This window comes from Paractinoplanes deccanensis (assembly GCF_016862115.1).
GTDB classification, from domain to species: domain Bacteria; phylum Actinomycetota; class Actinomycetes; order Mycobacteriales; family Micromonosporaceae; genus Actinoplanes; species Actinoplanes deccanensis.
In genome coordinates this window covers 1-21,129 of sequence record NZ_BOMI01000114.1, presented here as the reverse complement: position 1 = coordinate 21,129, position 21,129 = coordinate 1, and the positions used below count along the sequence as shown (strand labels likewise).

At 72.0% G+C, this 21,129-nt stretch carries 18 protein-coding genes; 9 read left to right on the top strand and 9 right to left on the bottom strand.

Annotated elements, in window-relative coordinates:
* Positions 1-71 precede the first annotated feature (71 nt).
* Positions 72-437: a winged helix-turn-helix transcriptional regulator gene (locus Ade02nite_RS28170; RefSeq protein ID WP_203770384.1), complete on the top strand. Its 366-nt coding sequence runs from the start codon at positions 72-74 to the stop codon at positions 435-437.
* On the opposite strand, the gene Ade02nite_RS28165 is transcribed toward Ade02nite_RS28170, so the two are convergent.
* From Ade02nite_RS28165 to Ade02nite_RS28150, 4 genes are all read right to left on the bottom strand, one after another.
* Positions 421-1,101, bottom strand: a complete 681-nt coding sequence (locus tag Ade02nite_RS28165; RefSeq protein ID WP_203770382.1) for a carbonic anhydrase — start codon at positions 1,099-1,101, stop codon at positions 421-423. The genes Ade02nite_RS28170 and Ade02nite_RS28165 overlap by 17 nt on opposite strands.
* Before the next feature lie 15 nt (positions 1,102-1,116).
* Complete coding sequence (locus Ade02nite_RS28160; RefSeq protein WP_275409949.1) at positions 1,117-4,341, bottom strand: caspase, EACC1-associated type; 3,225 nt, start codon at positions 4,339-4,341, stop codon at positions 1,117-1,119.
* A gap of 29 nt (positions 4,342-4,370) precedes the next feature.
* Positions 4,371-4,700, bottom strand: a complete 330-nt coding sequence (locus Ade02nite_RS28155) for an effector-associated constant component EACC1 (protein ID WP_203770377.1) — start codon at positions 4,698-4,700, stop codon at positions 4,371-4,373.
* 69 nt (positions 4,701-4,769) lie between these two features.
* Positions 4,770-5,222 carry a DUF6082 family protein gene (locus Ade02nite_RS28150; RefSeq protein ID WP_203770375.1) on the bottom strand — a complete coding sequence of 151 codons (453 nt, stop codon included), beginning with the start codon at positions 5,220-5,222 and terminating at the stop codon, positions 4,770-4,772.
* 490 nt (positions 5,223-5,712) lie between these two features.
* On the opposite strand from Ade02nite_RS28150, the gene Ade02nite_RS28145 reads away from it, so the two are divergent.
* Both Ade02nite_RS28145 and Ade02nite_RS28140 read left to right on the top strand, forming a co-directional pair.
* Positions 5,713-7,074 carry a TrpB-like pyridoxal phosphate-dependent enzyme gene (locus Ade02nite_RS28145; protein ID WP_203770373.1) on the top strand — a complete coding sequence of 454 codons (1,362 nt, stop codon included), beginning with the start codon at positions 5,713-5,715 and terminating at the stop codon, positions 7,072-7,074.
* A gap of 161 nt (positions 7,075-7,235) precedes the next feature.
* Positions 7,236-7,661 (top strand): SRPBCC family protein, encoded by a 426-nt coding sequence (locus Ade02nite_RS28140; protein WP_203770371.1) that lies wholly within the window; start codon positions 7,236-7,238, stop codon positions 7,659-7,661.
* Here the strand turns inward: Ade02nite_RS28140 and Ade02nite_RS28135 are convergent.
* Positions 7,645-8,013, bottom strand: a complete 369-nt coding sequence (locus Ade02nite_RS28135) for a DUF4406 domain-containing protein (RefSeq protein WP_203770369.1) — start codon at positions 8,011-8,013, stop codon at positions 7,645-7,647. The two genes, Ade02nite_RS28140 and Ade02nite_RS28135, sit on opposite strands and share 17 nt — an antisense overlap.
* Before the next feature lie 99 nt (positions 8,014-8,112).
* Between Ade02nite_RS28135 and Ade02nite_RS28130 the strand changes: the two genes are divergently transcribed.
* Positions 8,113-8,595 carry a hypothetical protein gene (locus Ade02nite_RS28130; protein WP_203770367.1) on the top strand — a complete coding sequence of 161 codons (483 nt, stop codon included), beginning with the start codon at positions 8,113-8,115 and terminating at the stop codon, positions 8,593-8,595.
* Positions 8,596-8,739: 144 nt separating this feature from the next.
* Here the strand turns inward: Ade02nite_RS28130 and aroA are convergent, their stop codons facing one another.
* From aroA to Ade02nite_RS28110, 4 genes are all read right to left on the bottom strand, one after another.
* Complete coding sequence (aroA, locus tag Ade02nite_RS28125; RefSeq protein WP_203770365.1) at positions 8,740-9,993, bottom strand: 3-phosphoshikimate 1-carboxyvinyltransferase; 1,254 nt, start codon at positions 9,991-9,993, stop codon at positions 8,740-8,742.
* 178 nt (positions 9,994-10,171) lie between these two features.
* Positions 10,172-12,394, bottom strand: coding sequence for a rhamnogalacturonan lyase (locus Ade02nite_RS50390; protein ID WP_203770363.1), 2,223 nt, complete (start codon positions 12,392-12,394; stop codon positions 10,172-10,174).
* Between the two features lie 70 nt (positions 12,395-12,464).
* On the bottom strand, positions 12,465-12,962 hold the full coding sequence (locus tag Ade02nite_RS28115) for a VOC family protein (protein WP_203770361.1): 498 nt from the start codon (positions 12,960-12,962) through the stop codon (positions 12,465-12,467).
* Between the two features lie 20 nt (positions 12,963-12,982).
* A complete protein-coding gene (locus tag Ade02nite_RS28110) occupies positions 12,983-13,690 on the bottom strand; it encodes a hypothetical protein (protein ID WP_203770359.1) in 708 nt (235 codons plus the stop codon).
* A 153-nt stretch (positions 13,691-13,843) separates the two neighbouring features.
* On the opposite strand from Ade02nite_RS28110, the gene Ade02nite_RS28105 reads away from it, so the two are divergent.
* The 5 genes from Ade02nite_RS28105 to Ade02nite_RS28085 are packed head-to-tail and all read left to right on the top strand — an operon-like array spanning position 13,844 to position 20,873.
* Entirely contained in the window at positions 13,844-14,347 is a 504-nt protein-coding gene (locus Ade02nite_RS28105) for a hypothetical protein (RefSeq protein ID WP_203770357.1), read from the top strand.
* Positions 14,347-15,681 (top strand): hypothetical protein, encoded by a 1,335-nt coding sequence (locus Ade02nite_RS28100; RefSeq protein WP_203770711.1) that lies wholly within the window; start codon positions 14,347-14,349, stop codon positions 15,679-15,681. Before Ade02nite_RS28105 ends, Ade02nite_RS28100 begins: the two co-directional genes overlap by 1 nt.
* On the top strand, positions 15,678-16,958 hold the full coding sequence (locus Ade02nite_RS28095) for a vWA domain-containing protein (protein ID WP_203770355.1): 1,281 nt from the start codon (positions 15,678-15,680) through the stop codon (positions 16,956-16,958). The genes Ade02nite_RS28100 and Ade02nite_RS28095 overlap by 4 nt, the downstream gene beginning before the upstream one ends.
* A 25-nt stretch (positions 16,959-16,983) precedes the next feature.
* On the top strand, positions 16,984-18,096 hold the full coding sequence (locus Ade02nite_RS28090; protein WP_203770353.1) for an ATP-binding protein: 1,113 nt from the start codon (positions 16,984-16,986) through the stop codon (positions 18,094-18,096).
* Positions 18,093-20,873 (top strand): DUF5682 family protein, encoded by a 2,781-nt coding sequence (locus Ade02nite_RS28085; protein WP_203770351.1) that lies wholly within the window; start codon positions 18,093-18,095, stop codon positions 20,871-20,873. The genes Ade02nite_RS28090 and Ade02nite_RS28085 overlap by 4 nt, the downstream gene beginning before the upstream one ends.
* Positions 20,874-21,129: the final 256 nt, after the last annotated feature.

Genomic DNA, 21,129 nt, shown 5'->3' with positions numbered 1-21,129 from the left:
GGGAACGGTATTCCGATGGCCCTAGTTACCGGCAAGGGATCTTAGTTCCCTTTGGGTACTACGATGGGCGAGTGAGGACCGACTCCTGCTCGCGGCAGCACGACGTCTACGACGCGTCCTGCCCGTGCCGTCAACTGCTGGATCTGCTGGCCAACAAGTGGAGCGCCCTCGCGCTGGGCGCCCTCGAGGACGGCCCGCGGCGCTTCGGCGCGCTGCGCGACCGCCTCGACGGCGTCAGCCCGAAAGTGCTCACCGCCACCCTGCGGCGGCTCGAGGAGCAGGGGCTGATCGACCGGACGGTCTATCCCTCCGTGCCCCTGCACGTCGAATATTCGCTCACCGCCCTCGGCGAGGACGCGTGCGTGCCGCTCGCCGCCCTGCGGCGGTGGGCGGTGGCGAACATCGACCGCTTCCCGGCCCTTACCGGAGCAGCGTGACCTTGCCCGTGTCCAGGTCGTAGCGGGCACCCACGATCCGCAGCTCGCCGGCGGCGACGTGCCCGGCGATCAGCTCGCTGCGCGCGGTCAGCGCCGCCACCTGGGCGACCACGTTGGCCCGCACGCCACGTTCCACGACATCGCCGGGCCCGCCGACGAGCGGCTCGACGATCGGGCGCAGCGCGTCGACGATGGCGCCGATGTGGCCGGGTGCCGTGCCGCCGCTCTCGATGGCGTCGACGGTCGCGGTGATCGCACCGCAGCGCTCGTGCCCGAGCACGACGATGAGCGGGCTGCCGAACTCCTCGACCGCGAACTCGATGCTGCCCAGCAGCAGGTCGTCCACGATGTTGCCGGCGACCCGGTTGTCGAAGATGTCGCCGAGGCCCTGGTCGAAGAGGACCTCCGGGGGTACGCGGGAGTCGGCGCAGCCGATCGTGACGGCGAACGGGTGCTGGCCGGTGGCGACCTCGTGCAGGCGGTCGAGGCTCTGGTCGAGGTGGCGGGCCCGGCCGGAGATGAAGCGGCGGTTGCCGGCCAGCAGTCGCTCGAGCGGGTCGCGCTCGTGCTCGTTCGGGGCGGCCGCGGCGGGCGTGGCGGCGCCGAGAAGGCCGGCGCCGGCGACGGCTCCCGAGATCAACAGGGAGCGGCGTGAAAGATCCATGAACCTCGACCCTACTCAGCGAGCCGGATCGATGCTGCCCCCTGACGGCGTGTCCGGCGTCACCCCGACGGCGAGCACCGCCAGCCGGATCTCGCGGAACAGGTCACGCACGGTCGCCGCCTCGTCGGCCGTGTTCAGCCGCCAGCCACGCAACGGCAGCTCGCCGTCGGCCGACCGGAAGGTGAGCTGCCTGCCCTCGGTGCCGATGTCACCGAGGGTGGCGAGATCGCGATAGTCCACGCGGGTCGCGGACGGCAGCCAATACCGTGCCTCGGTGGGCGTGAACACGATCGGATTGCGCTTCGTGAAGATGTTCCAACGGAAGACGAGCAGGCAGGTCTCCCCGGCGCCGAGCTGGCCGCGCTGCACCAGCTCGTCGAGCACCGCCTGGTCGACGGGATGGCTCACCGACATGCCGTAGCGGCCGGCGCGGTCGTGTGCCAGCTCGGCCACGGCGAGCGCGACGGGGTCGCCGGCCTCCTCGATCGGCAGGAAGAGGCGTCCGTCCAGCACGACACGCGCCTCCTCGGCGGCGCCGGAGCGCCAGAGGAGGGCGCCGAGCCGGAAGATCTCGGCAGCGGGGGCCACCTCGCGGAAGGCGATGAGCAGGGCGGACCGGCGTTGCGGGGGCAGTGCGCCGAGGGCGGCGGCGATCCGATCGCCGACGGCGCCGATGGTGCGCAAGACGTGCTCGAGGGCGTCCGGACGGCCGTGCTGGGCCATCGCAGTGAGGACCGCCTCGGCCTGCTCGGCGGGAAGCGTGGCCAGTTGCCCGTCCAGGGTGGCGCGCTGGGTGCTGTCGGCGTGTTCCCGGAACGCCTGGACGACGGCGGCGATCGAGGCGGCCGGCAGGGAGGCGATCGTCCATTGCGGGGTGTTGCAGACGAGGCGCACCAGGCCGGCCGCGAGCACCGGGATCCGGGCGACGACGGGGATGAGGTCGCGCCACAGTTCGGTGTCGTCGGGGAGGCTTCGCGGGTTGAAGCCGCCGGAGCGCGCGCCGAGCCATTCGGCGGCCAGGTCCGTCCTGCCGCGCACCGAGAGCTGGGCGATGAGGCGCAGGAACTGGTCGTCCGGGCGGTTGCTGATCTCGCGCTCGATCGCAGCCAGCCGGTCGTCGCTCGTTGCGTGGTCGTCGCTCGTTGCCTGGTTGTCGCTCGTTGCCTGGTTGTCGCTCGTCCTGTGGGCGAGGAGGGCGAAGTCGGCGAGACCGGCGTCCGGCGGGCCGGGCAGGGCGGCGATCAGCTTGCGCAGCAGGCCGGCGCGGTGGGGCGGGGTCAGCGAGGCGGTCAGCTCGGCGAGGTCGCCGGCGGGCCGGTGGCGCGCCGCCCACTCCACCAGGTGGAAGGCGTCCCGCAGACGGCTGTGCCCGAGCAGGATCCGGACGAATCTCGTCAGGCGCTCGATCGGGCGATCCGTGGCGGCGGCGATGTACAGCTCGACGGGGTCGCCCTCGCCGCGTCTGCCGAGCTCCGCCACGATGGCGTCGAGCTCGTTCTCGTCCAATGCGGCCAGTCGCTCGATCACGAGAGCTCGGCATCGCGCCAGATCGTCTCCGCCGTTGCCGCTGTCCTTGGCGCCGCTTGTGCTGCCGCTGCTTGTGCTGCCGCTGTTGCCGCTGTCTTTTCCACCGGTCGCGCCGCCGGCATTTTCGCGACTGAAGGCGATCAGCAGGCCGGCGCGGACGGCGGCCGGGGCGTCGCGTTCGGCGGCGCGCGCCGCGAGCTCCTGGGCGGCCCGGGACAAGCGCTGGTCGCTCATGTGGCGGGCGATCGCCGCCAGCTCCTCCGGCTCGCGGCCGGCGATGGCCGGGATCGCGGCCGCGTACAACCGGGCTGCCTCGCTGTCCCGGCCCGCCTCGCGCAGCGTGTCGGCGACGCGCGCGGCGTCCTCGCCCTCCATCAGGGCGACGGCCTGGTCGATGGCGCTGTCGGCGGTGTCCCGCAGGCCCCGCGCCGAGAGCCCCGAGATCAGGTCGATGACCCGCCGGGGGTGGCCGCGGGCGGCGAGGGCGACGGCGTGCCGGAGCAGGCGGTCGCTCCACAGCCGCGCGTCCCTCGTGTCCCGCAGGTTCGCGATGAAGTCGACGGTCCGCTCCGCGGCGCCGTCGGCGATGGCCCGGAGCAGGCCGTCGGCGAGCTGATCGGCCTCCATGTCGCCGAGCAGCTCGAGGATGCCCCGGACGACGGCCGGCGGCCGGGTCGCCGCGCCGCGCAGGACGGGCCGCACCTCGTCCGCGCTCAGGGTCAGCAGCATGCCGGCGATCTCCTGGTCCGGCCGTTCCCGTCCGGCGCGCTCCAGCTCCGCGCCGGGGTCGTCCTTCTCCGTCACCAAACCCGCTTCGGTGGCCGTCGCCGCTTCGGTGGCCGTCGCCGCTCCGGTGGTCGCCGCCGCTCCGGTGGTCGCGGCCGCTCCGGTGGGCGGCGTGGACGCTTCGGTGGGCGCTGCGGACGCGCCGGTCGTTGCCGTGGACGCGCCGGTCGTTGCCGTGGACGCTTCGGTCGCCGGGATCGAGGGCGGGGGCGCTTCCGGCGACCAGCGGTTGCGGCTGAGCACGATGCGGGCGCCCGCGTTGCGTACCCGTTGCTGGGGGATAGGCCGATCCTTGGCGAGCAGTTCGCCGTGCATGCGCCAGTAGATCTGCTCGACCGTGATCAGCTCCGGCGCGTCCTCGATGCCCTCCTCGAGGATCTTGATGAGCTCTCCGGTGAACGCGGTGTAGGTCTCGCCGGGCGGCGCCAGCGCGGTCTTCGTCTCGGCGGCGGCGGCGAGCAGGTAACTGCCCTCGACGGCGGCCCGGTTGGCGAGGTTGTCGGCGAGCGGCTCGTCCGGGGTCATCCCGCCGGACATCGCGCGGGCGCTGTAGCAGCAGTCGAGCACGATCACCTTGGCCGACCGCTTGTGCGAGCGCTGCACCTGACGGCGTACGTCATCGAACCTGATCGCCGTGAAAGGCTTGGCCCGGTCGGTGCCGGGAAGGGCGAGCAGCAGCTCGTCGCCGCCGTCGAGGAGCCCGTGGCCGGCGTAGTAGACGAGCAGGGTGTCGCTCGCCGCGGCGGCCGCCCGGTGCACCTCTTCCAGGGCCTCGCCGGGCGACTGGGGTTCGGGCACCACGACCACGTGATCGTCGGGCAGGCCCCAGACGCGCTCGTCGCGCAGCAGCTCGGCGAGCCGCTCCAGGTTTCTCGTGACGGCGGGGAGGTCGTCCATGGACGCAAAGTGCGCCGCGCCGATCAGCACCGCCCAGGAGCGTGCGGGGTCGGGGAGGTTCACGGCCGTTCGTCGTCGTCCAGGGCCTTGATGATGCGCTGAACGGTCTCCTCGTCGGCGTCCTCGGCGGTGATCTCGACGTCACCCCTGCGGAAGGTGATCTTCGAGGCCGCGTCGTGCTCCTTCGACCGGCGCCACTGGGCGTAGGAGAGGATCAAGGCTGCTATGGCGGTCGCGTTGCTGAGGACCACGTCGATCAGGTCGACCGGGCTCTGGGCGCCGCGCCTCGCGCCGGAGGACGCGAGCGACGCCCGGTGGTCATCGGCCTCGAGCCACTCGGCGAGGCTGTGCAGGCTCGCGTCGTCGCTGGACGTGATCTGGATCAGCATGGGGGTGCCCTTCTCTCCCGGAGGATCCATATTGCTCCGGGCGGGCAACCCCCACACTCGACCGGGTGGTCATCTGACGCCGGTGTGTGCCACCGGGCGCGTGGTGGCGGCAGCGCGGCACTCCTCCGTCACGATCGTGATGAAGCGGCGCTCCCGCCGGTTGGCCTTCGAGGACCAGCCGTCGCCCACCTCGGTCCACCACTTCTGCGCCTCGGGCTTGCGGAACAGGTCGGCGAGGTTGAAACGCAGCGCCTTCTCGTCCATCTGCCCCATGTGCCACAGGGTGTTCCAGTGTGCGACCCAGATGCTCATGCCGATGGCCGTCATCCGCTCGTCGCCGGCCGGCCGGTCGGTCGCGTTGTAGTCCAGCTCGGGGTGCTCCAGCATCAGCTTGATCAGCTCGAAGTGCCGTTCGCGGATGTCGGTCATCTGCGCGGCGCGCGTCTGCTGCTGCTGGGCCGCCAGGAAGACCGCCACCGCGAGAAGGGCGGCGATCGACGCGATTGTCGGTAGATCGATCATCTCGACTCTCTGTTCGTTCGGGCGCCGTGTGCACCCGTCGTCCGGGTCTCCGGCTGACGCGAACGGCGAGTCACGGGGCTGGGGGGCCTCGGGAAAACTCTCACGCTGATCGTGGCCTTCACAAGGCGTAGTCGCACTAGCTGTCCGTCGGGTGGCGCCTGACTAGCCTTCCCCAGTCAAGTGCCCGATCGTGTACGGAGCGTGCGCGTACCGGACACTGTCGGGTTGCCGACACGCAGCTCATGCCGAGCGGCCCATCGTGTCCACAGTGGAGAGACCGGACACCATTTGTGCGGCGGGATCAGACCGGACCTCTGTTCCGGTAACCGCAAGCCGTGGATAATGGCGAAGTGCGCGAAAGGGGCTTTCACGACTTCCGAGGCGTAGCCTTCGAGGCTAGTAGTCATTACGGAGAGTTGCAAGTCAACCACTTTGGGTGAACGCTTGATCGGGTCTACTGGAAAGCGGCCGATCCGGGCAGAATCCGGGCATGACCGCCACGAAGATCCTGCTGTCCGAGTCGGAGATGCCGCGGAACTGGTACAACGTCGTGCCCGATCTGCCGAGCCCGCCACCGCCGGTGCTGCACCCCGGCACGCTTCAGCCGGTCGGCCCCGGCGACCTGGCCCCGCTCTTCCCGATGGCGCTGATCGAGCAGGAGGTGACCACCGAGCGGTACGTGCCGATCCCCGACGAGGTGCTCGACGTCTACCGTTTGTGGCGGCCGTCCCCGCTCTATCGGGCGCACCGGCTCGAGAAGGCTCTCGGCACCCCCGCGAAGATCTATTACAAGTACGAGGGTGTCTCGCCGGCCGGCTCGCACAAGCCGAACACGGCGGTGCCGCAGGCGTTCTACAACGCGGCGGCCGGCATCCGCCGCCTCACGACCGAGACCGGCGCGGGCCAGTGGGGCACCGCGCTGGCGTTCGCGTCGGTGCAGTTCGGGCTCGAGTGCGAGATCTGGCAGGTGCGGGCGTCGTACGACCAGAAGCCGTACCGCAAGATGATGATCGAGACGTTCGGCGGCACGATCCACCCGTCGCCGTCCACCCTGACGGAGGCCGGCCGGCGGATCCTCGAGTCGGACCCGCGGTCGCCGGGGTCGCTGGGCATCGCGATCAGCGAGGCGGTCGAGGTGGCCGCGCAGAACGCCGACACGAATTACGCGCTGGGCAGCGTGCTGAACCACGTGCTGCTGCACCAGACGGTCATCGGCGAGGAGGCGCTGCTCCAGCTGGCGAAGGCCGGCGAGGTGCCGGACGTGATCGTCGGCTGCACGGGCGGCGGCTCCAACTTCGCCGGCCTGGCGTTCCCGTTCCTGCGCGAGAAGCTGGCCGGCCGCATCGACACGGTGATCCGCGCGGTGGAGCCGGCGGCGTGCCCGTCCCTGACGAAGGGCGTCTACGCATACGACTTCGGCGACACGGCCGGGATGACGCCGCTGATGAAGATGCACACGCTCGGGCACGACTTCATCCCCGACCCGATCCACGCCGGCGGCCTGCGCTACCACGGCATGTCCCCGCTGATCTCGCACGTCTACGAGCTGGGCCTGATCGAGGCGGTCGCCAAGGACCAGCGCGAATGCTTCGAGGCGGGCGTCCGCTTCGCCCGCAGCGAGGGCATCATCCCGGCCCCCGAGCCGACGCACGCCCTGGCCGCCTGCATCGAGGAGGCGCTGCGCTGCAAGGAGACCGGCGAGCCGAAGGTCATCCTGACGGCCCTGTGCGGCCACGGCCACCTGGATCTGCCGGCCTACGGCCGCTACCTGGCAGGCGAGATGACCGACCACGAGCTGTCGAGCGAGGCGGTCAAGGAGGCGATGGCCAAGCTCCCCGCCGTCCCCGCCTGACATGCCCGCGTGCGCCCGGTGTGCTGGCCACCGGGCGCACGCAAGCCGAGTCATGTGCGGCCGGCGGCCCCGCCCGCCACGCTCCTCTCCGCCCTTGCCCTTGCCCTTGCCGCGAAGGGTGGCGTCGGGTGATCATTTGCGCGGCGAGAGGGGCGTCAGGCATGACGTTGACGGGGGATTTTCGGGTCGCGTTGCCGCTCGCGGCGGCGTTCCGGCTCTTCACGGCGCGCGGCGAGCGCGCGTGGGTGGAGGGGTGGGAGCCGCGTTTCCCCCTCCCCATCGAAGACGACGCCGAGGTCGGCACCGTCTTCGAAACCGACGCCGGCGGTCAGCACATCACGTGGATCGTGATCGACCGCATCGGCGACCGCCTCATCCGCTATGCCCGGGTGGCCACGGGCCGCGACGCCGGGACGGTCGAGGTCGCCCTGGCGCCGTCCGGGAGTGGCAGTCGCGTTACGGTCACCTACCGCCTCACCCCACTCACCCCCGAAGGCGGGCAGTGGCTGGCCGCCTTCGCCGCCGACTACGCGAACTTCCTGAGCTCCTGGGAGAGCGCGATCGACACCCTCACACGGCGGAAGTGATCTCCTCGACCCGGTGATAGACCGGAATGCCCCGCTTCCGAGCGATCGCCACGTCCTGATCGGCGCCGGTCGACGCGCCGGGCAGCCGCAACACCGCGTCGCAGTGCTGAAGAAGCCGCTCGGCCGTCGGATACATCACCCGCTCGGCGATCGGATCGGTCACCCCGGTGCCGCCGGCCCCGCGAAGCACGGGCAGGGCAACCCACTCCCCGATCATCGGAATGTGCCCCGCCTCGAAAATCGGCCAAGCAGCCTCCTCCAGCCGAGCCAGGTTCGCGGCCATCAGCTCAGGATCATCGCCGGTGCCGGACCGATAGGGCCCAGCGATCAGGATCAGCAGCGGTTTCGACATGCCCACCACCGTACCTACGAAACGCGTAACAGTCGACAGAAGTGTTGAAGAACGCGTAATCGAGAGGCGCCTGTCCAGCATCTGCCAGATGCTGTCCCGATGGACGACCGCCATCGGGACAGCAAGGCGCTGCTGTGCGACTTCGCCGTCGCGGACATCGACGTCGTTTGTCCGCGCTGCTCCAGGCGCGCTGCCGTGCGCCGGCTGCCGTGTGACGATCCATACCCGATCTCCTCTCCGCGACGGCTGATCTGCCACCACTGCGGCGTCGCGAAGGACTGGACGGACAAGCGATCCGGGTCTTGCTGGGGCGGTCCGGTGGACCCGTATTTCCGCCGCCCGCTCTGGCTGCGCGCCCCCTGCCGCCACGGGAGGATTCTGTGGGCGTTCAACCGAAGCCATCTCGACGAGTTGGAGTCCTTCGTCGCCGCCCGGCTCCGTGAACGCGGCGAGCGGACGGGCCGCAACATGACAATGGCCGCCCGCCTGCCCGCCTGGATGAAGTCCGCGAAGCACCGAGACGAGATGCTGCGCGCCATGACCCACCTCCGCGCACGCCTCGCCGCCGACCGAAGTCGCTGACCCTAGCTCGACGCACCCTCGCCGTCCGCAGCCGTCGTGTGCCCTGCCGCCGAATGTATCGGCGGCCTTTCCGTGGGACAGGGGGCGCCGTGGTGGGGTGAGGGCGCTTCAGCGGGTGAGGGCGCTTCAGCGGGTGAGGGCGCTTCAGCGGGTGAGAGCGTCGAGGTCGGCGAAGAAGTCGGGGTAGGTCTTGGCGACGCAGGTGGGGTCGAGGATCTCGATGCCGGGGGCGCGGAGGCCCAGCAGGGAGAGGCTCATGGCCATGCGGTGGTCCTCGTAGGTCTCGAACCTCGCCGGGGCCGGGGTGCCGGGGGTGATGGTGAAGCCGTCCTCGTCCTCGACGGCGTCGATGCCGGCTCGGCGCAGCTCGGTCACGACGGCCGCGATGCGGTCGGTCTCCTTGCCGCGGATGAAGCCGATGCCGCGCACGCGGGTGGGCGAGTCGGCGAACACCGCGACGGCCGCGAGGGTCTGCGCCGTGTCGGAGATGTCGGCCATGTCGACGTCGATGCCGTGCAGCGGGCCGGATCTGGTCACCGTCAGGGAGTCGCCGGTGCGCGTGACGGTCGCGCCCATGCGTTCGAGGACGTCGGCGAACCGCACGTCACCCTGGAGGCTGGCCGTGCCGAGCCCGCTCACGGTGACCCGGCCGCCGGCGATTGCGGCGGCGCCCAGGAAGTACGACGCGGCGCTGGCGTCGGGCTCGATGTCGTAAACGCGTGGGGTGTACGCGCCGGGGCGCACGGTCAGGCCCTCGACAGTCACGCCGAAGGACGCCATCACCGCCTTGGTCATCTCCACATAGGGCACCGAGACCAGCTCCGAGGTGAGCGACACCTCGAGCCCGTCGCGCATGAGCGGCCCCGCCATCAGCAGCCCGGAGAGGAACTGGCTCGAGATGTGGCCGCTGACGTGGACCGCGCCGCCGTGCATCGGCCCGCTGACCGCCGCGGGCAGGAAGCCCGGCTCGCCCAGCTCCTCGACCTTGGCGCCGACCTGGCGCAGCGCGTCGAGCACCGGGCCGAACGGCCGGGCGCGCAGCTGCGCGGTGCCGTCGACGACCGTCCGCGTGGGGAAGAGGGCCGCCGCCGGCAGGGCGAAGCGGGACGTCGTGCCCGACTGCCGCGCGTCGACGATCGCTCCCGGCGCCGGCGCGCCTCCGCCGGCGACCGTGACCGTACGGGAAGGGGGGTCGGCGGTGACCGACGCGCCCAGCGCGGCCACGGCCTGCATCATGGCGCGCGTGTCGTCGGCGAAGAGCGCACCCGTGAGCGTGGACTCGCCGGGTGCGAGCGCGGCGCAGAGCAGGGCCCTGTTGGTGATGCTCTTGGAGCCGGGCGGGCGGACGGTGGCGTCGAGGGGGCGGTGGAGTGGGCTGACGGCGCGAGATTCGGTCACGCGCCCATTCTTCCGGGCCGGGTCCCGGTCGTGCCGGGCGAATTTCCAGCCTGTGGATAACCCGTATTGTGGATAACTCCGATGATCTTTGGCGCCTCGGCAGAATGGCCCGATGCGCCTCAGGACACCCTTCCGGCAGAGCTGCCGTCCCCGGCCGACCGGCCGTGGCGCGGCGCGCTCAGCCGTGCGTGGCGGTCCAGTCGCGGTCGGCGGCCAGGTAGAAGCTCGGGTAGGACGGCTGGTTGTAGGTGGTCTGCTGGCGGGCGACCTCGGCGCGGTACTGCGGATCGTGCATCAGGGTGGTGAGCTTGTGATCGGTGAGCTCCGTGCTCAGATAGACGCGGATGGCCGAGCTGTCGGCCGTGCGCAGCAGCAACTCCTCGCGCCAGTCGCCGAAGACGTCGGCGACCAGGCTGGGGTTGCCCTTCGTGCCGTTGTTGGCCAGCGTGCCGTCGGCGGTCAGCAGCCGGCCGCGCTGCCAGTCGTCGATGGTGGGCGTCACGTCGAGGGCGCCGTTGACGATCTGGGTGGAGCCGTCGGCGGCCCAGTGGATGCTCTGGTTGGTGCCGGGGATCGGGCCGGGCACCACCTGGCCGGTCGCGGTGTGCACGCCGAGGGCTTCCGAGCCGCCGGGCATGCTGGCCCACGACTCGATGCCGCGCGTGCCGGGCAGCACGTCGCCGATCATGCCGCGGCCGGTGTCCCGGCCGGAATAGGTGCCGAAGAGGACCTCGCCGGTTGCCGCGTCGCGCATGGCCATGCCGTACGGGGCGAGCGTCGCGTTCTCGTGCACCGTGAAGATCTCGAGTCCCGGGCGGCCGGGGTCGATGTCCGTCACGTGCATGGCGTCGCCGTGGCCGAGCCGTACCCGCTGCCCGGGCGCGGCGCTTCCCTCGGGGAGCACGCCGAAGGACGAGTAGAGCAGGCTGCCGTCGTCGTCGATGGTCGCCGCACCGTAGACGATCTCCTGACGGCCGTCGCGGTCCACGTCGGCGGCGCTGAGCGAGTGGAAGCCCTGCGTGGTCAGGGTCGCGAACTCGGGATCCGTGCCGTCGCGGCCGTGCGGCGCGTCGTTGAACGGGTTCGTCATCGGCGTCCAGCCGCTGTCGGCGTACCAGTTCTCGGTGAGCCGCCGCCCGTCCCAGCGGTAGGCGACCAGCGTCGACCTGGTGTAGTAGCCGCGGGCGAAGACGGCGGAGGGGTGACGGCCGTCGAGGTAGGCCACGCCGGCGAGGAAGCGGTCGACCCGGTTGCCCGGCTCGATGCGGGCCATCGCGTAGTCGCCCCACATCAGCCCGTCGTCGTGGCGGCCCGGCTTGTAGGGGATCGTCTGGAGCTCGCGGCCGGTCGCGCCCTCGAAGACGGTCAGGTACTCCGGCCCGTCGACGATGAAGCCCGCGAAGGCCCGCAGGTTGTTGCGGGTGCTGCGCGAGGGCGCGTACACGTCGATGAAGTAGTCGGCGAGTGCCGTGGCGTCGGCCCGGCTCAGCGGATAGGAGTAGCGCGGGGCGATGCCGAAGGCCTCCTCGAGCGTCGCGGGCCACCGGCCGGCGACCACCTCGGGATGCGCGTGCCAGCCCTGGAAGACGCCGACCAGGTGCTCGTGGTAGCCGGCGGCGCTGAGCCGGTAGTCGTCGGTGTGCGCATAACCGGCCCGTACGTCCGCGCTCGGCATCGTGATGTGGCGCTGCGACCGGACGCTGCCGTCGGGGGCGTAACGGACGACCTTCGTGCCGGGGGCGGTCTTGAGCATCATCTCCGAGCGGCCGTCGCCGTCGAAGTCGTAGACCAGGAACTGCGTGTAGTGCGCGCCGGCCCGGATGTTGACGCCCAGGTCGATGCGGTGCCGCAGCGTGCCGTCGAGCTCGTAGGTGTCGATGTAGACCGGGCCGGTGTAGCCGACCTGCGAGACGTCCTTGGAATTGGAAGGGTCCCACTTGACGACATACTCATACTGACCGTCGCCGTCCACGTCGCCGACGCTCATGTCGTTGGCCGAATAGGTGTACGCCTCGCCGGCCGGGGTGACGCCGTCGGCCGGCTTGCGCAGCGGCAGATCGTAGTAGGTGGCGTCCCAGGCCGTGGCCGTGCCGGCGGGGCCCGGGCCCACGGGCGCGACCCGGTACCGCGCGGCGGGGGAGCCCTCGCGGTCCAGGTAGTTGGTGCTGTCGGAGACTGTCGTGATCCGCCGGCCGTCGCGGTAGACGTGGAAGGCCGCCTTTTCCCGGCCCAGCACGCGCCAGCTCAGGAAGTGGCCCTCGCTCGTCGTGGCCACGACCAGCCCGCGATCGAGGCGTTCCATCGCGGGCGAGGCCGAGCCTTCACCCGGCGCCGCGGCTGCGGGGGTGGGCAGGGCGGCGGCGACGAGCAGCACTGCGGTGTACGCCAAGCGAGGGCTCATGGCGGTCTCCGGGGTGAGGTAAGCGCTTTCCTCGGAGAGTGTGCATCGACGAATGCCGATGGGTCAACCGTCAGAGCACCTGCTGGCCGTACATCTCGCCGAGCGGGTCGGCGATCAGCTCGATGCGGGCGCCGTCGGGGTCGCGGAAGTAGACCGAGACGCCGCTGTGGACCTCGTGCTCGATGCCGGCCTTGGCGAGGCGGCCGACGAGCGCGTGCCAGCGGTCCTGCTCGACGCTGATCGCCATGTGGTGCAGGCCGCCGAGGACCTCCGCGTACGGGCCCACGTCCAGGCCGGGGAAGTCGAAGAAGGCGATCAGGTTGCCGTTGCCGATGTCGAAGAAGAAGTGCGACGAACCGGGGTAGTCCCTGTTCTCGATGAGCTCGGTCAGCGGGAAGCCCAGCACGTCCTGGTAGAACCGGATGGTCCGCTCGACGTCGCTGCTGATCAGCGCGGTGTGGTGCAGTCCCCGCGCGGTCGAGGCCGGTCGCTGGCCGGGCGGCCTCAGGTGCTCGGCGCGCAGGCGGGCGCGCTCGGCCTCGCGGGCGGCGGGATCGACGGTGGTCATGGGCCGGCTCCTCTCTGACGTCACTTGACGATAGTCAGGTGCGGCCGGCCGTCGGGACCGTCACCCCGCTTGCGCCGGCGGCGCCCGGCCGCGGGACGCGGCGACTCGGCGCGGGCGCCGGGTGACTCGGCGAAGACCTCGTCGAGCCGGTGCCGCAGCTCCTCGCGGTAGTTCACCTCGGACGGTGCGGCGGTGCGGGGCTCGGGCGCCCGCGTGCCGTACCGCTGGTTGATCGCCCGTACCACCAAGATCGTGACCGCCACCGAGAGCGTGTCGCGCAGCACGGCCCAGACGGCCTCGCCCGCCGCGAAGTCGGCGGGGAACAGCACACTTCGCAGCACCGCTCCCGACAGCCCGGCGACCGCGGCGGCGCCGGCGAGGCGGCCCAGCGCCGGCCACGCGCCGTAGAACCGCTCGCCCAGGCCCTGCCAGTAGAGGGGCAGCCAGCGGTCGAGCAGCCAGGCGAAGAGCACCGCCGGCAGCACCTGCGGGAGCGCCTGGGTCACGCCCGCGAGCAGCGCGTCGGTGTCCGGCACCAGTGCCGCCAGGACCATCATCACGAGCGCGTCGAAGCGGCGCGGGCCGTGCGCGCCCTGCGCCACCAGCCAGACCGCGCCGACGGCCGCCGCCGGCCAGAGCGCGCCGTCCAGCGCTTGCCCGGCGACCAGGGCCAGGAGGTAGAGCAGGGCGAACCCGGCCGAGCGGGCGCCGTAGCGGGCAATGCTCAAGGCGTGTACCTCCGCCTTTGTCGACAGCGGTCCGGGGGGAGGGACCGCTCTGGCCATGATCGGCGGCTCGGCCGGTGAGTTGAGCCTGGTGGCGAGGTTTTGTCGGACCCATCCGATAGAACTACGCGCACCTGATCGTGAGGAGGAGCGGTTGTGACAAGCGAGGTCGTCGCCTACGAGCGGCACAGCGCAGCCCCAGTCATCGCGCCCGTGCGGCCGCGCAAGCTGGCCAAGGTGCCGTTCGTCGAGCTCGCCGAGGGGCGGTTGCAGGGGGTGGTCTCCAGCGGGTCCGACGTCGAGCGGGTCTACGTCTCGTCGATCACCGCCGCCGAGCACGGCCTGAGCTGCAACACCAACAACAACCGCCCGTGCGGCGGCCTCGGCGGCGGCTCGCGCCCCTGCAACCACCTGAAGGCCCTCGTCGAGGCCGCCGTCGCGCAGTACGGGATGGAGCGGGTCGCCCGCTACCTCAAGGTCGAGCCGCCGGCGGGCGAGCCCGATCTCTGGCCGGCGCTGCGCCCGGCCGCCGCTCCCCAGCGGGCCGCCGAGGTGTTCAGCAGCTTCCTGCGCCACCTGGCCTATCTCGAGGTGCCGCCGAGCACCGATCCGCTTCCCGACCTTCAGTGGTTCCCCGCGACCGGCCGGGAGGCGCGGTGATGCTCACCGACGTGCTCCAGGCCCGCCCCGCCGGGCTCGACGACGTCCTCGCCCTGGTCGACGGCCTCGACGACGCGCTCGTGCACGGCCTGGCCCGGCTCGACGACACCCGGGCCGCCGCCCTCGAGGCGGTCGCCGCGGCCTTCGGCGGGTCCCCGCTCGCGGGCCGGGCCGCCGACGCGATCGGCAAGATCGTCGCGGGGACGGTCACCGACGAGCATCTCGCGGCTCTCGCCGGCTGCCGGGTGGCCCTGCTCGGCGCCGCCCACGACGCGCTGCTGGCCGGGCTCGACGCCGCGGCGGGCCGTGTCCGCGAGCCGTACCGCGCGGCCACCGGCACCGCCGAGCCGTCCCCGCTCGCCGCGGGCAGCCGGTCGTGGCTGCGCGAGCTCGCGATCGCCGGCTGGCGCGGCGTCGACCACGAGCTCGCCGCCGGCGGCGCCCAGACGGTGCAGGCGCTGCTCGCCCAGCCGTCCCAGCGGCGCCTCGCGGTGCTGCTCGACGGCTTCTCGGCCGAGCTGCGGGCCGCCGCCCCGGTGGCCACCATGCCGCGGGTGCCCGTGCGGCGCTGGGCCGACCTGTGGACCCGCGCGCTGGTGCTGTCGCAGGAGGGCCTGCCCGCGGAACCGTCCGCGCCGGTCGGCGGGCGGCTGCTGATCCTCGGCGCCGACCTGCACGAACATCCGACCGCCTTCCGCTGCCAGGTGCACGGGCTGCTCGAGACGGGCGGCGCCGTCCGGCTGGTCCGCACCAGCGTGGCCGCCGCCAAGGTCGACACCATCAGCGGCCCGTCCGCCTGGCGCATGCTCGCCGCGTTCCCGGTGCTGCTGGGGGCGCTCGCGGAGCATCGCTGCGTCGAGGTGTCGGGCATGAGGCTGACCGCCGGCGGCGACCTCGTCTGGGACGAGGGCGCGGCGGTGGCGGTGGCGGGGGAGTCGGCCGATCCGTTCACCACCGCGCGGGTGCTGCTCGCCGGGGCGGTCGCCTCGTCGCCGGCCCCGCTCGACCGTCACCCGGCGGCCATCGCCGAGCCGGTCCTGCTCGAGGCGGGCGGCTTCGACACGGCCACCGGCAGGCTGCCGGCCGCCGGCCCGCTCACCGCCGAACTGGTCGCCTCCGCCACCGCCTGCCTGGGGCTGCTGCGTTTCGACGGCGGCGGGTGGGCGGTGCAGCCGCTCGGGGTGCAGGCGACCGTGCGCAAGAAGCAGCTCGCCGTGCACACCGGCGATTGGGCGCTCGGCCCCACCGACGCCAAGGCCGCCAAGGCCGAGGAGGCAGCGGGCGGCGCCGTCGAGGTGCTGCGCGAACGAGCGGGAAGGCTGCTGCGCAAATGACCGACGACAACCGGCGCCAGGTCCTCTACTGGCGGCTGCTCGCCCGCCTCTTCGATCCCGAGGAGCAGCCGGCGCTCGAGTCCGCGAGCGTCGCGATCGTCGACGATCTGGGGCTGCCGGCGGCCCTGCTCGACCCGAGCGCCTCCGTCGACAACCTGGTGCAGCGCCACCCGCACCTCGCCGCGGAGCTCGACGGCCTGATGACCCCCGGATCGGACGACCGCGAGGGCGAGGTGCGCCGTGCCGCGCTCGCGTCCAAGCTGCTGCTCAACGTCTTCGACACGGGCAGCGGCGACGTCAGCGCCGGCCGGCTCGCGCGGTGGCAGGCCGACGCGGGGTGGTTCGAGCGCGCGCTCGGGCACGAGCCGGGCGAGCTGCGCGGCCGCCCCGAGGGCAAGGTCCTCGCCGGCATCGAGGGCGATCTGGTCAGGCGCATGCGGTTGCGCGAGGTGCTCGCCGATCCCCGGCTGGCCCGGCAGCTCACGCCCAGCATGTCGCTGATCGAGCAGCTCCTGCGCGACAAGAGCAACCTCGACGGTGTCGCGCTGGCCAACGCCAAGCGGCTGATCCGCCAGTTCGTCGACGAGGTCGCCCAGGTCCTGCGCACCCAGGTCGCGCAGGCGAGCGCCGGCACGATCGACCGGTCGGTGCCGCCGAAACGCGTCTTCCGCAACCTCGATCTCGACCGCACGATCTGGAAGAACCTGCCCAACTGGAACCCGGAGGACGAGCGCCTCTACGTCGACCGGCTCTTCTACCGGCAGACCGCCAAGCGGGTCACCCCGGCCCGGATGATCGTGGTGGTCGACCAGTCCGGCTCGATGGTCGACTCGATGGTCAACTGCACGATCCTCGCCTCGATCTTCGCGGGGCTGCCCAAGGTCGACGTGCACCTGATCGCCTACGACACGAGGGCGCTCGACCTCACGCCGTGGGTGCACGACCCGTTCGAGGTGCTGCTGCGCACCAAGCTCGGCGGCGGCAACGACGGCCCGGTCGCGATGGCCATGGCCCGCCCCAAGATCGCCGACCCGCGCAACACGGTGCTCGTGTGGATCTCCGACTTCTACGAGTTCGACCGCTCCCAGCCGCTGTTCGACGGCATCGAGGCGGTGCATCGCTCCGGGGTGCGCTTCATCCCGGTCGGCTCGGTCAACAGCTCCGGCACCCAGAGCGTCAACCCGTGGTTCCGCCAGCGTTTCACGGATCTCGGCACCCCCGTGATCTCCGGCAAGATCCAGAAGCTCGTCACCGAGCTCAAGAACTTCGTCGCCTAGAACCCTCGAGAAGGAGAACGACCCCGTGAGCGAGATGCTGCGACCCCCTGCCGAGATCAAGTACGCGGACGAGCTGGACTGGCTCGAGTCGATCGACGACGGGCCGAAGCCGTTCTCCTGGCGCCTGAGCCCCAAGATGGTGCGCCTGTTCATCCTCGGCTCCGAACGCGCCGACGGTCTCGACCGCGAGATCGGCCAGAAGTGGTACGGCGACCGCAGCTTCGTCGAGCGGTCGATCGTCACCCTCGCCTCCGACCGCGGCCTGCTGCTCATCGGCGACCCGGGCACCGGCAAGAGCTGGCTCGCCGAGCTGCTCGCGGCGGCGATCAGCCGCAACTCGACGCTGGTCGTGCAGGGCACCGCCGGCACCACCGAGGACCACATCAAATACTCGTGGAACGTCTCGATGGTCATCGCCAAGGGCCAGTCCCGCGCGTCGATGATCCCGTCGCCGATCATGACCGCGATGGAGGGCGGCGTCATCGGCCGCTTCGAGGAGCTCACCCGCTCCACCAGCGACGTGCAGGACGCGCTGATCTCCATCCTCTCCGAGAAGTACGTCTCCATCCCCGAGCTGGACGACGACAACATCGTCTTCGCGAAGCCGGGCTTCTCGATCATCGCCACCGCGAACAGCCGCGACCGGGGCGTCAACGACCTCTCCTCGGCCCTCAAGCGCCGGTTCAACTTCGTCCGCATCCCCGTGGTGACAAACCGCAAGAGCGAGGCCGAGATCGTCCGGTTCCGCACCGAGGAGCTGCTGCGCCGGCACAACATCGAGCTCGAGGTGCCGCCCACCCTGCTCGACGTGCTGCTGCAGAGCTTCGCCGACCTGCGCGCCGCCGCCGGCTCCGCGACCAGCGACGACGAGAAGCTCGAGTCGGCCCTGTCCACCGCCGAGCAGATCGGCGTCCTCGAGGACGCGATCCTGCACAGCACCTTCTTCGGCGCCGAGAAGCTGACCGCCGAGACGCTCGCCGGCTCCCTCGTCGGCTCGCTGGCCCGGCGCAGCCCCGAGGACCTCGCCATCCTCAACAAGTACTGGCACGGCGTGATCGAGCCGCGCAGCAAGCAGGACGGCGGCGAGTGGACCGGCTTCCTCGAGGGCGGCCGCGAGGCGATCGCGACGTTGTCATGAGCAGCCCGTTCGACCCGCTCCGCGCCCAGCTGCTGGGCGCGGCCGAGGCGCTGGCCGGCGGACCGGCCACCCTGCCGGAGATCCTCACCGGCATGGTCGACGACGTCGAGCACGCGCTGCGGGAGCCGCTGGAGATCTTCCCGGTCTGCCACCACTCGCCGGCCTCCGCGCTCGCCATGGTGCGCCGCCTGCGCGAGAAGCAGCCGAAGGTCATCTATCTGGAGCTGTGCGAGGACCTCGCGCCGCTCCTCACCGAGCTGCGCAACTGCCGGCTGCCGGTGGCGTTGCAGGCCTTCGCCGCCGAGCTCGAGGGGTTCCCGGCCGAGTCGGCGCCGCTCAGCGTCATCGCGCCGATCACCGAGAGCTCCGCGGAATACCAGGCCATCTCGTACGCGCTGGAGACGCCCGGGGTCGAGCTCGTGCTCGTCGACCGCTCGACCGACCACGTCTTCCAGTGGCAGCCCGGCGCCCGGCCCGAGCACGCGGGCGGCGCGCCGGAGGACGACCTGCACGGCGACGCGGTCGGTGTCGAGATCGGCGACCTGCGGCCGCGCTTCGCCGAGCTGGAGGAGCACCTGCTGCACCACGGCCGGGTCCGGCACTGGTCGGAGTGGTGGGACCAATACGTCGAGCAGCCGCTCGCGCACGCCGACCACGACACGTACAGGCAGGTCATGGTCCTGATCGGAAGCCTGTTCCGCCGCCTCGCGCCGCACGACTCGGCCCGGTGGGAGAGCGACGAGGACCGCGAGCGCTACATGTGGACGCGCATCCGCGGCCATCTGGCCGCCACCGGCGCCGATCCCGCCGACTGCCTCTACGTCTGCGGCGCCTTCCACGCCGCGAGCCGGCTGCCCGAGGTCGGATCGGCCCCCGGCACGCCGAGCTTCGAGATCAGCCCTCGTACGGGGACGACATGGCTCTACGGCCTCATCCCGTCCAGCCATTCGGCGATCGAGGCGCAGTTCGGCCTGGCACCGGGCTCCGTGTCGATCGCGGCGGCCACGTGGCAGAAGCAGCTGAGCAGGACCCGGCTCAAGCCGTTCGAGCTGGCCGGGCAGAAGGGCGGCCGCAACAGCAAGAAACGCGCGCTGCCCCCGCCCGTGGCCGCGAAGCCGACGGCGGACGAGCTCACCGGCTACCTCTCCGGGCCGCCGGCGCTCGACGGGCTCGACGAGGAGGAGCTGCGCGGCTGGTGCGTCGACATCGTCCGGCTGGCCCGCCGCAACGGATACCTGGCGAGCACGGCCGACGCGATCGCGGTCTTCGAGACGTCGGTCCTGCTCGCCGGCATGCGCGGCCGGGTGCGGCCCACACCGTACGACTTCGCCGACGCCGCCGTCACCTGCATCGAGAAGGACGTCGTGCCCGGGCGGCGCGACGTGCGGCGGCTCTGCGAGATCCTGCTCGGCGGCGACCGGATCGGCCAGGTCGGCTACGACGCGCTGCCGCCGCTGGCGCGCGACGTCTTCGACCGGCTCGCCCCGCTCGGGCTCAACCTCGAACAGCGCACCATCCAGCGGGCGCTGCTCGACCTGACCGCCCGGCCCGAGCTCGCGGCCTGCTCCCAGCTGCTGTGGATGCTGCGCTACCTGCTGCCCGACCACGCCGTCCGGCCGATCATGGGCTCGCGCCGGCTCGGCGAGAGGCACTTCCAGGAGAGCTGGGACCTCGACCTCGGCCGGCACCAGCGCAGCATCATCGAGCTCGGCTACGAGGGCGTCACCCTCGAACAGGTCCTGGAGCAGCGCCTGCGCCGCGTGGCGTGGGGCCCGGCGGCCACCGCGGCGGTCGCCCTCAAGGCGGTGGAGGACTCGCTGCTCTTCCTCGCCAGCCCCAGGCTCACCGACGAGCTGGGCGCCCGCGCGGTCGAGCTGCTCGCGGCCGAGCGCACCGTCGACGAGGCCCCGGTCGTCCTGCGCCGCGTGCGACGGCTGCTCGGCCACTACCGGAGCACGGCTTCGGGGCTGCCGGCCTGGTGCGGGCGGTTCGTCACCGAGGGGTACGCCCACTACTGCACCCTGCTGCCCACGGCCTTCGTCGACGACCAGACCGGGGTCCGCCAGGTCGGGGCGATGCTCGGCTTCCTGTTCAGCATGGAGAGCCTGGCCCTGTCGCTCGGCTGCGACCGCACCCAGCTCGAGCTGGCGGTGCGCCAGTCCCACCCCGAGACGCCGGCGAAGATCGCCCTGTTGTGGGCGGCGCACCACCAGCTGGGCTCGCTGCCCCTCACCGGCCTGCGCACCAGGGTCGACGACCTGCTCGGCAACCCGCTGGTCGTGCCGACCGTCCCGCAATACGTGAGCGGTTTCGTGCAGGCGCTCGAACCGGTGCCGCGCCTGGCGCCGTTCGTGGTCGAGATCCTCTCCAAGGCCTTCGGCCGCCTGCCCGACCCGGTGCTGCTGCCCTGGCTGCCCACCCTGATCACCACGCTGCGCGATCAGGCGGCCGAGCTTGTGCCGGTCCTCACCCGCGAGGCGGGCCGCACCTTCCCGGCGACGCTCGACGCCCTCGACGCCTGGATCCCACCCTGGCGCGCCCGGCGCGCCCCCGAGTCGCCGTCCGCCGTCGCCTCGCCCGGTGCGGGACCGGCCGCCGCGTTCCTGGCCGAGCACCCCACCGCCGGGGAGGCGGTCGCGGCCCTGCTCGGCTGCCCGGGGCAGTGGCCGGCTCCCGCGCCGGCGGAGCCCTCGTCCCCGGCAACGGCCGCGGCGGGCTTGCTCGCCGCTTTCCCGGAGTCGGCAACGGCAGTGGAGGCGCTTATCGGCAGAGACTGATGGCCGCCGTGCGGTCGGCTTCTGCCCGCGGAGCGGCCTGCCGCCCACCACGCTCCCGCTCCGGGGCCGCGGGCGACGTCGGTTCCGCTCCGGCCGGTGGTTGTGAGGGCGCGACGGGTGCTGGGAGCTGCTGTGGCCGGGGTTGCGGTCCCGTCAGCGAGGGCTGCTCGGAATCGCGTCAGCCGGGGTTTGCTCGGGCCGTGTCGGCGGGCGTTGTTCGGGCCGTGTCGGCGGGCGTTGTTCGGGCCGTGTCGGC

Bases quoted from the DNA above. Each gene is read 5' to 3' on its own strand.
- Ade02nite_RS28165 (WP_203770382.1), bottom strand. From the start codon at position 1,101: ATGGATCTTTCACGCCGCTCCCTGTTGATCTCGGGAGCCGTCGCCGGC.
- Ade02nite_RS28155 (WP_203770377.1), bottom strand. From the start codon at position 4,700: ATGCTGATCCAGATCACGTCCAGCGACGACGCGAGCCTGCACAGCCTC.
- Ade02nite_RS28150 (WP_203770375.1), bottom strand. From the start codon at position 5,222: ATGATCGATCTACCGACAATCGCGTCGATCGCCGCCCTTCTCGCGGTG.
- Ade02nite_RS28145 (WP_203770373.1), top strand. From the start codon at position 5,713: ATGACCGCCACGAAGATCCTGCTGTCCGAGTCGGAGATGCCGCGGAAC.
- Ade02nite_RS28140 (WP_203770371.1), top strand. From the start codon at position 7,236: ATGACGTTGACGGGGGATTTTCGGGTCGCGTTGCCGCTCGCGGCGGCG.
- Ade02nite_RS28135 (WP_203770369.1), bottom strand. From the start codon at position 8,013: ATGTCGAAACCGCTGCTGATCCTGATCGCTGGGCCCTATCGGTCCGGC.
- Ade02nite_RS28130 (WP_203770367.1), top strand. From the start codon at position 8,113: ATGGACGACCGCCATCGGGACAGCAAGGCGCTGCTGTGCGACTTCGCC.
- Ade02nite_RS50390 (WP_203770363.1), bottom strand. From the start codon at position 12,394: ATGAGCCCTCGCTTGGCGTACACCGCAGTGCTGCTCGTCGCCGCCGCC.
- Ade02nite_RS28115 (WP_203770361.1), bottom strand. From the start codon at position 12,962: ATGACCACCGTCGATCCCGCCGCCCGCGAGGCCGAGCGCGCCCGCCTG.
- Ade02nite_RS28100 (WP_203770711.1), top strand. From the start codon at position 14,347: ATGCTCACCGACGTGCTCCAGGCCCGCCCCGCCGGGCTCGACGACGTC.
- Ade02nite_RS28095 (WP_203770355.1), top strand. From the start codon at position 15,678: ATGACCGACGACAACCGGCGCCAGGTCCTCTACTGGCGGCTGCTCGCC.
- Ade02nite_RS28085 (WP_203770351.1), top strand. From the start codon at position 18,093: ATGAGCAGCCCGTTCGACCCGCTCCGCGCCCAGCTGCTGGGCGCGGCC.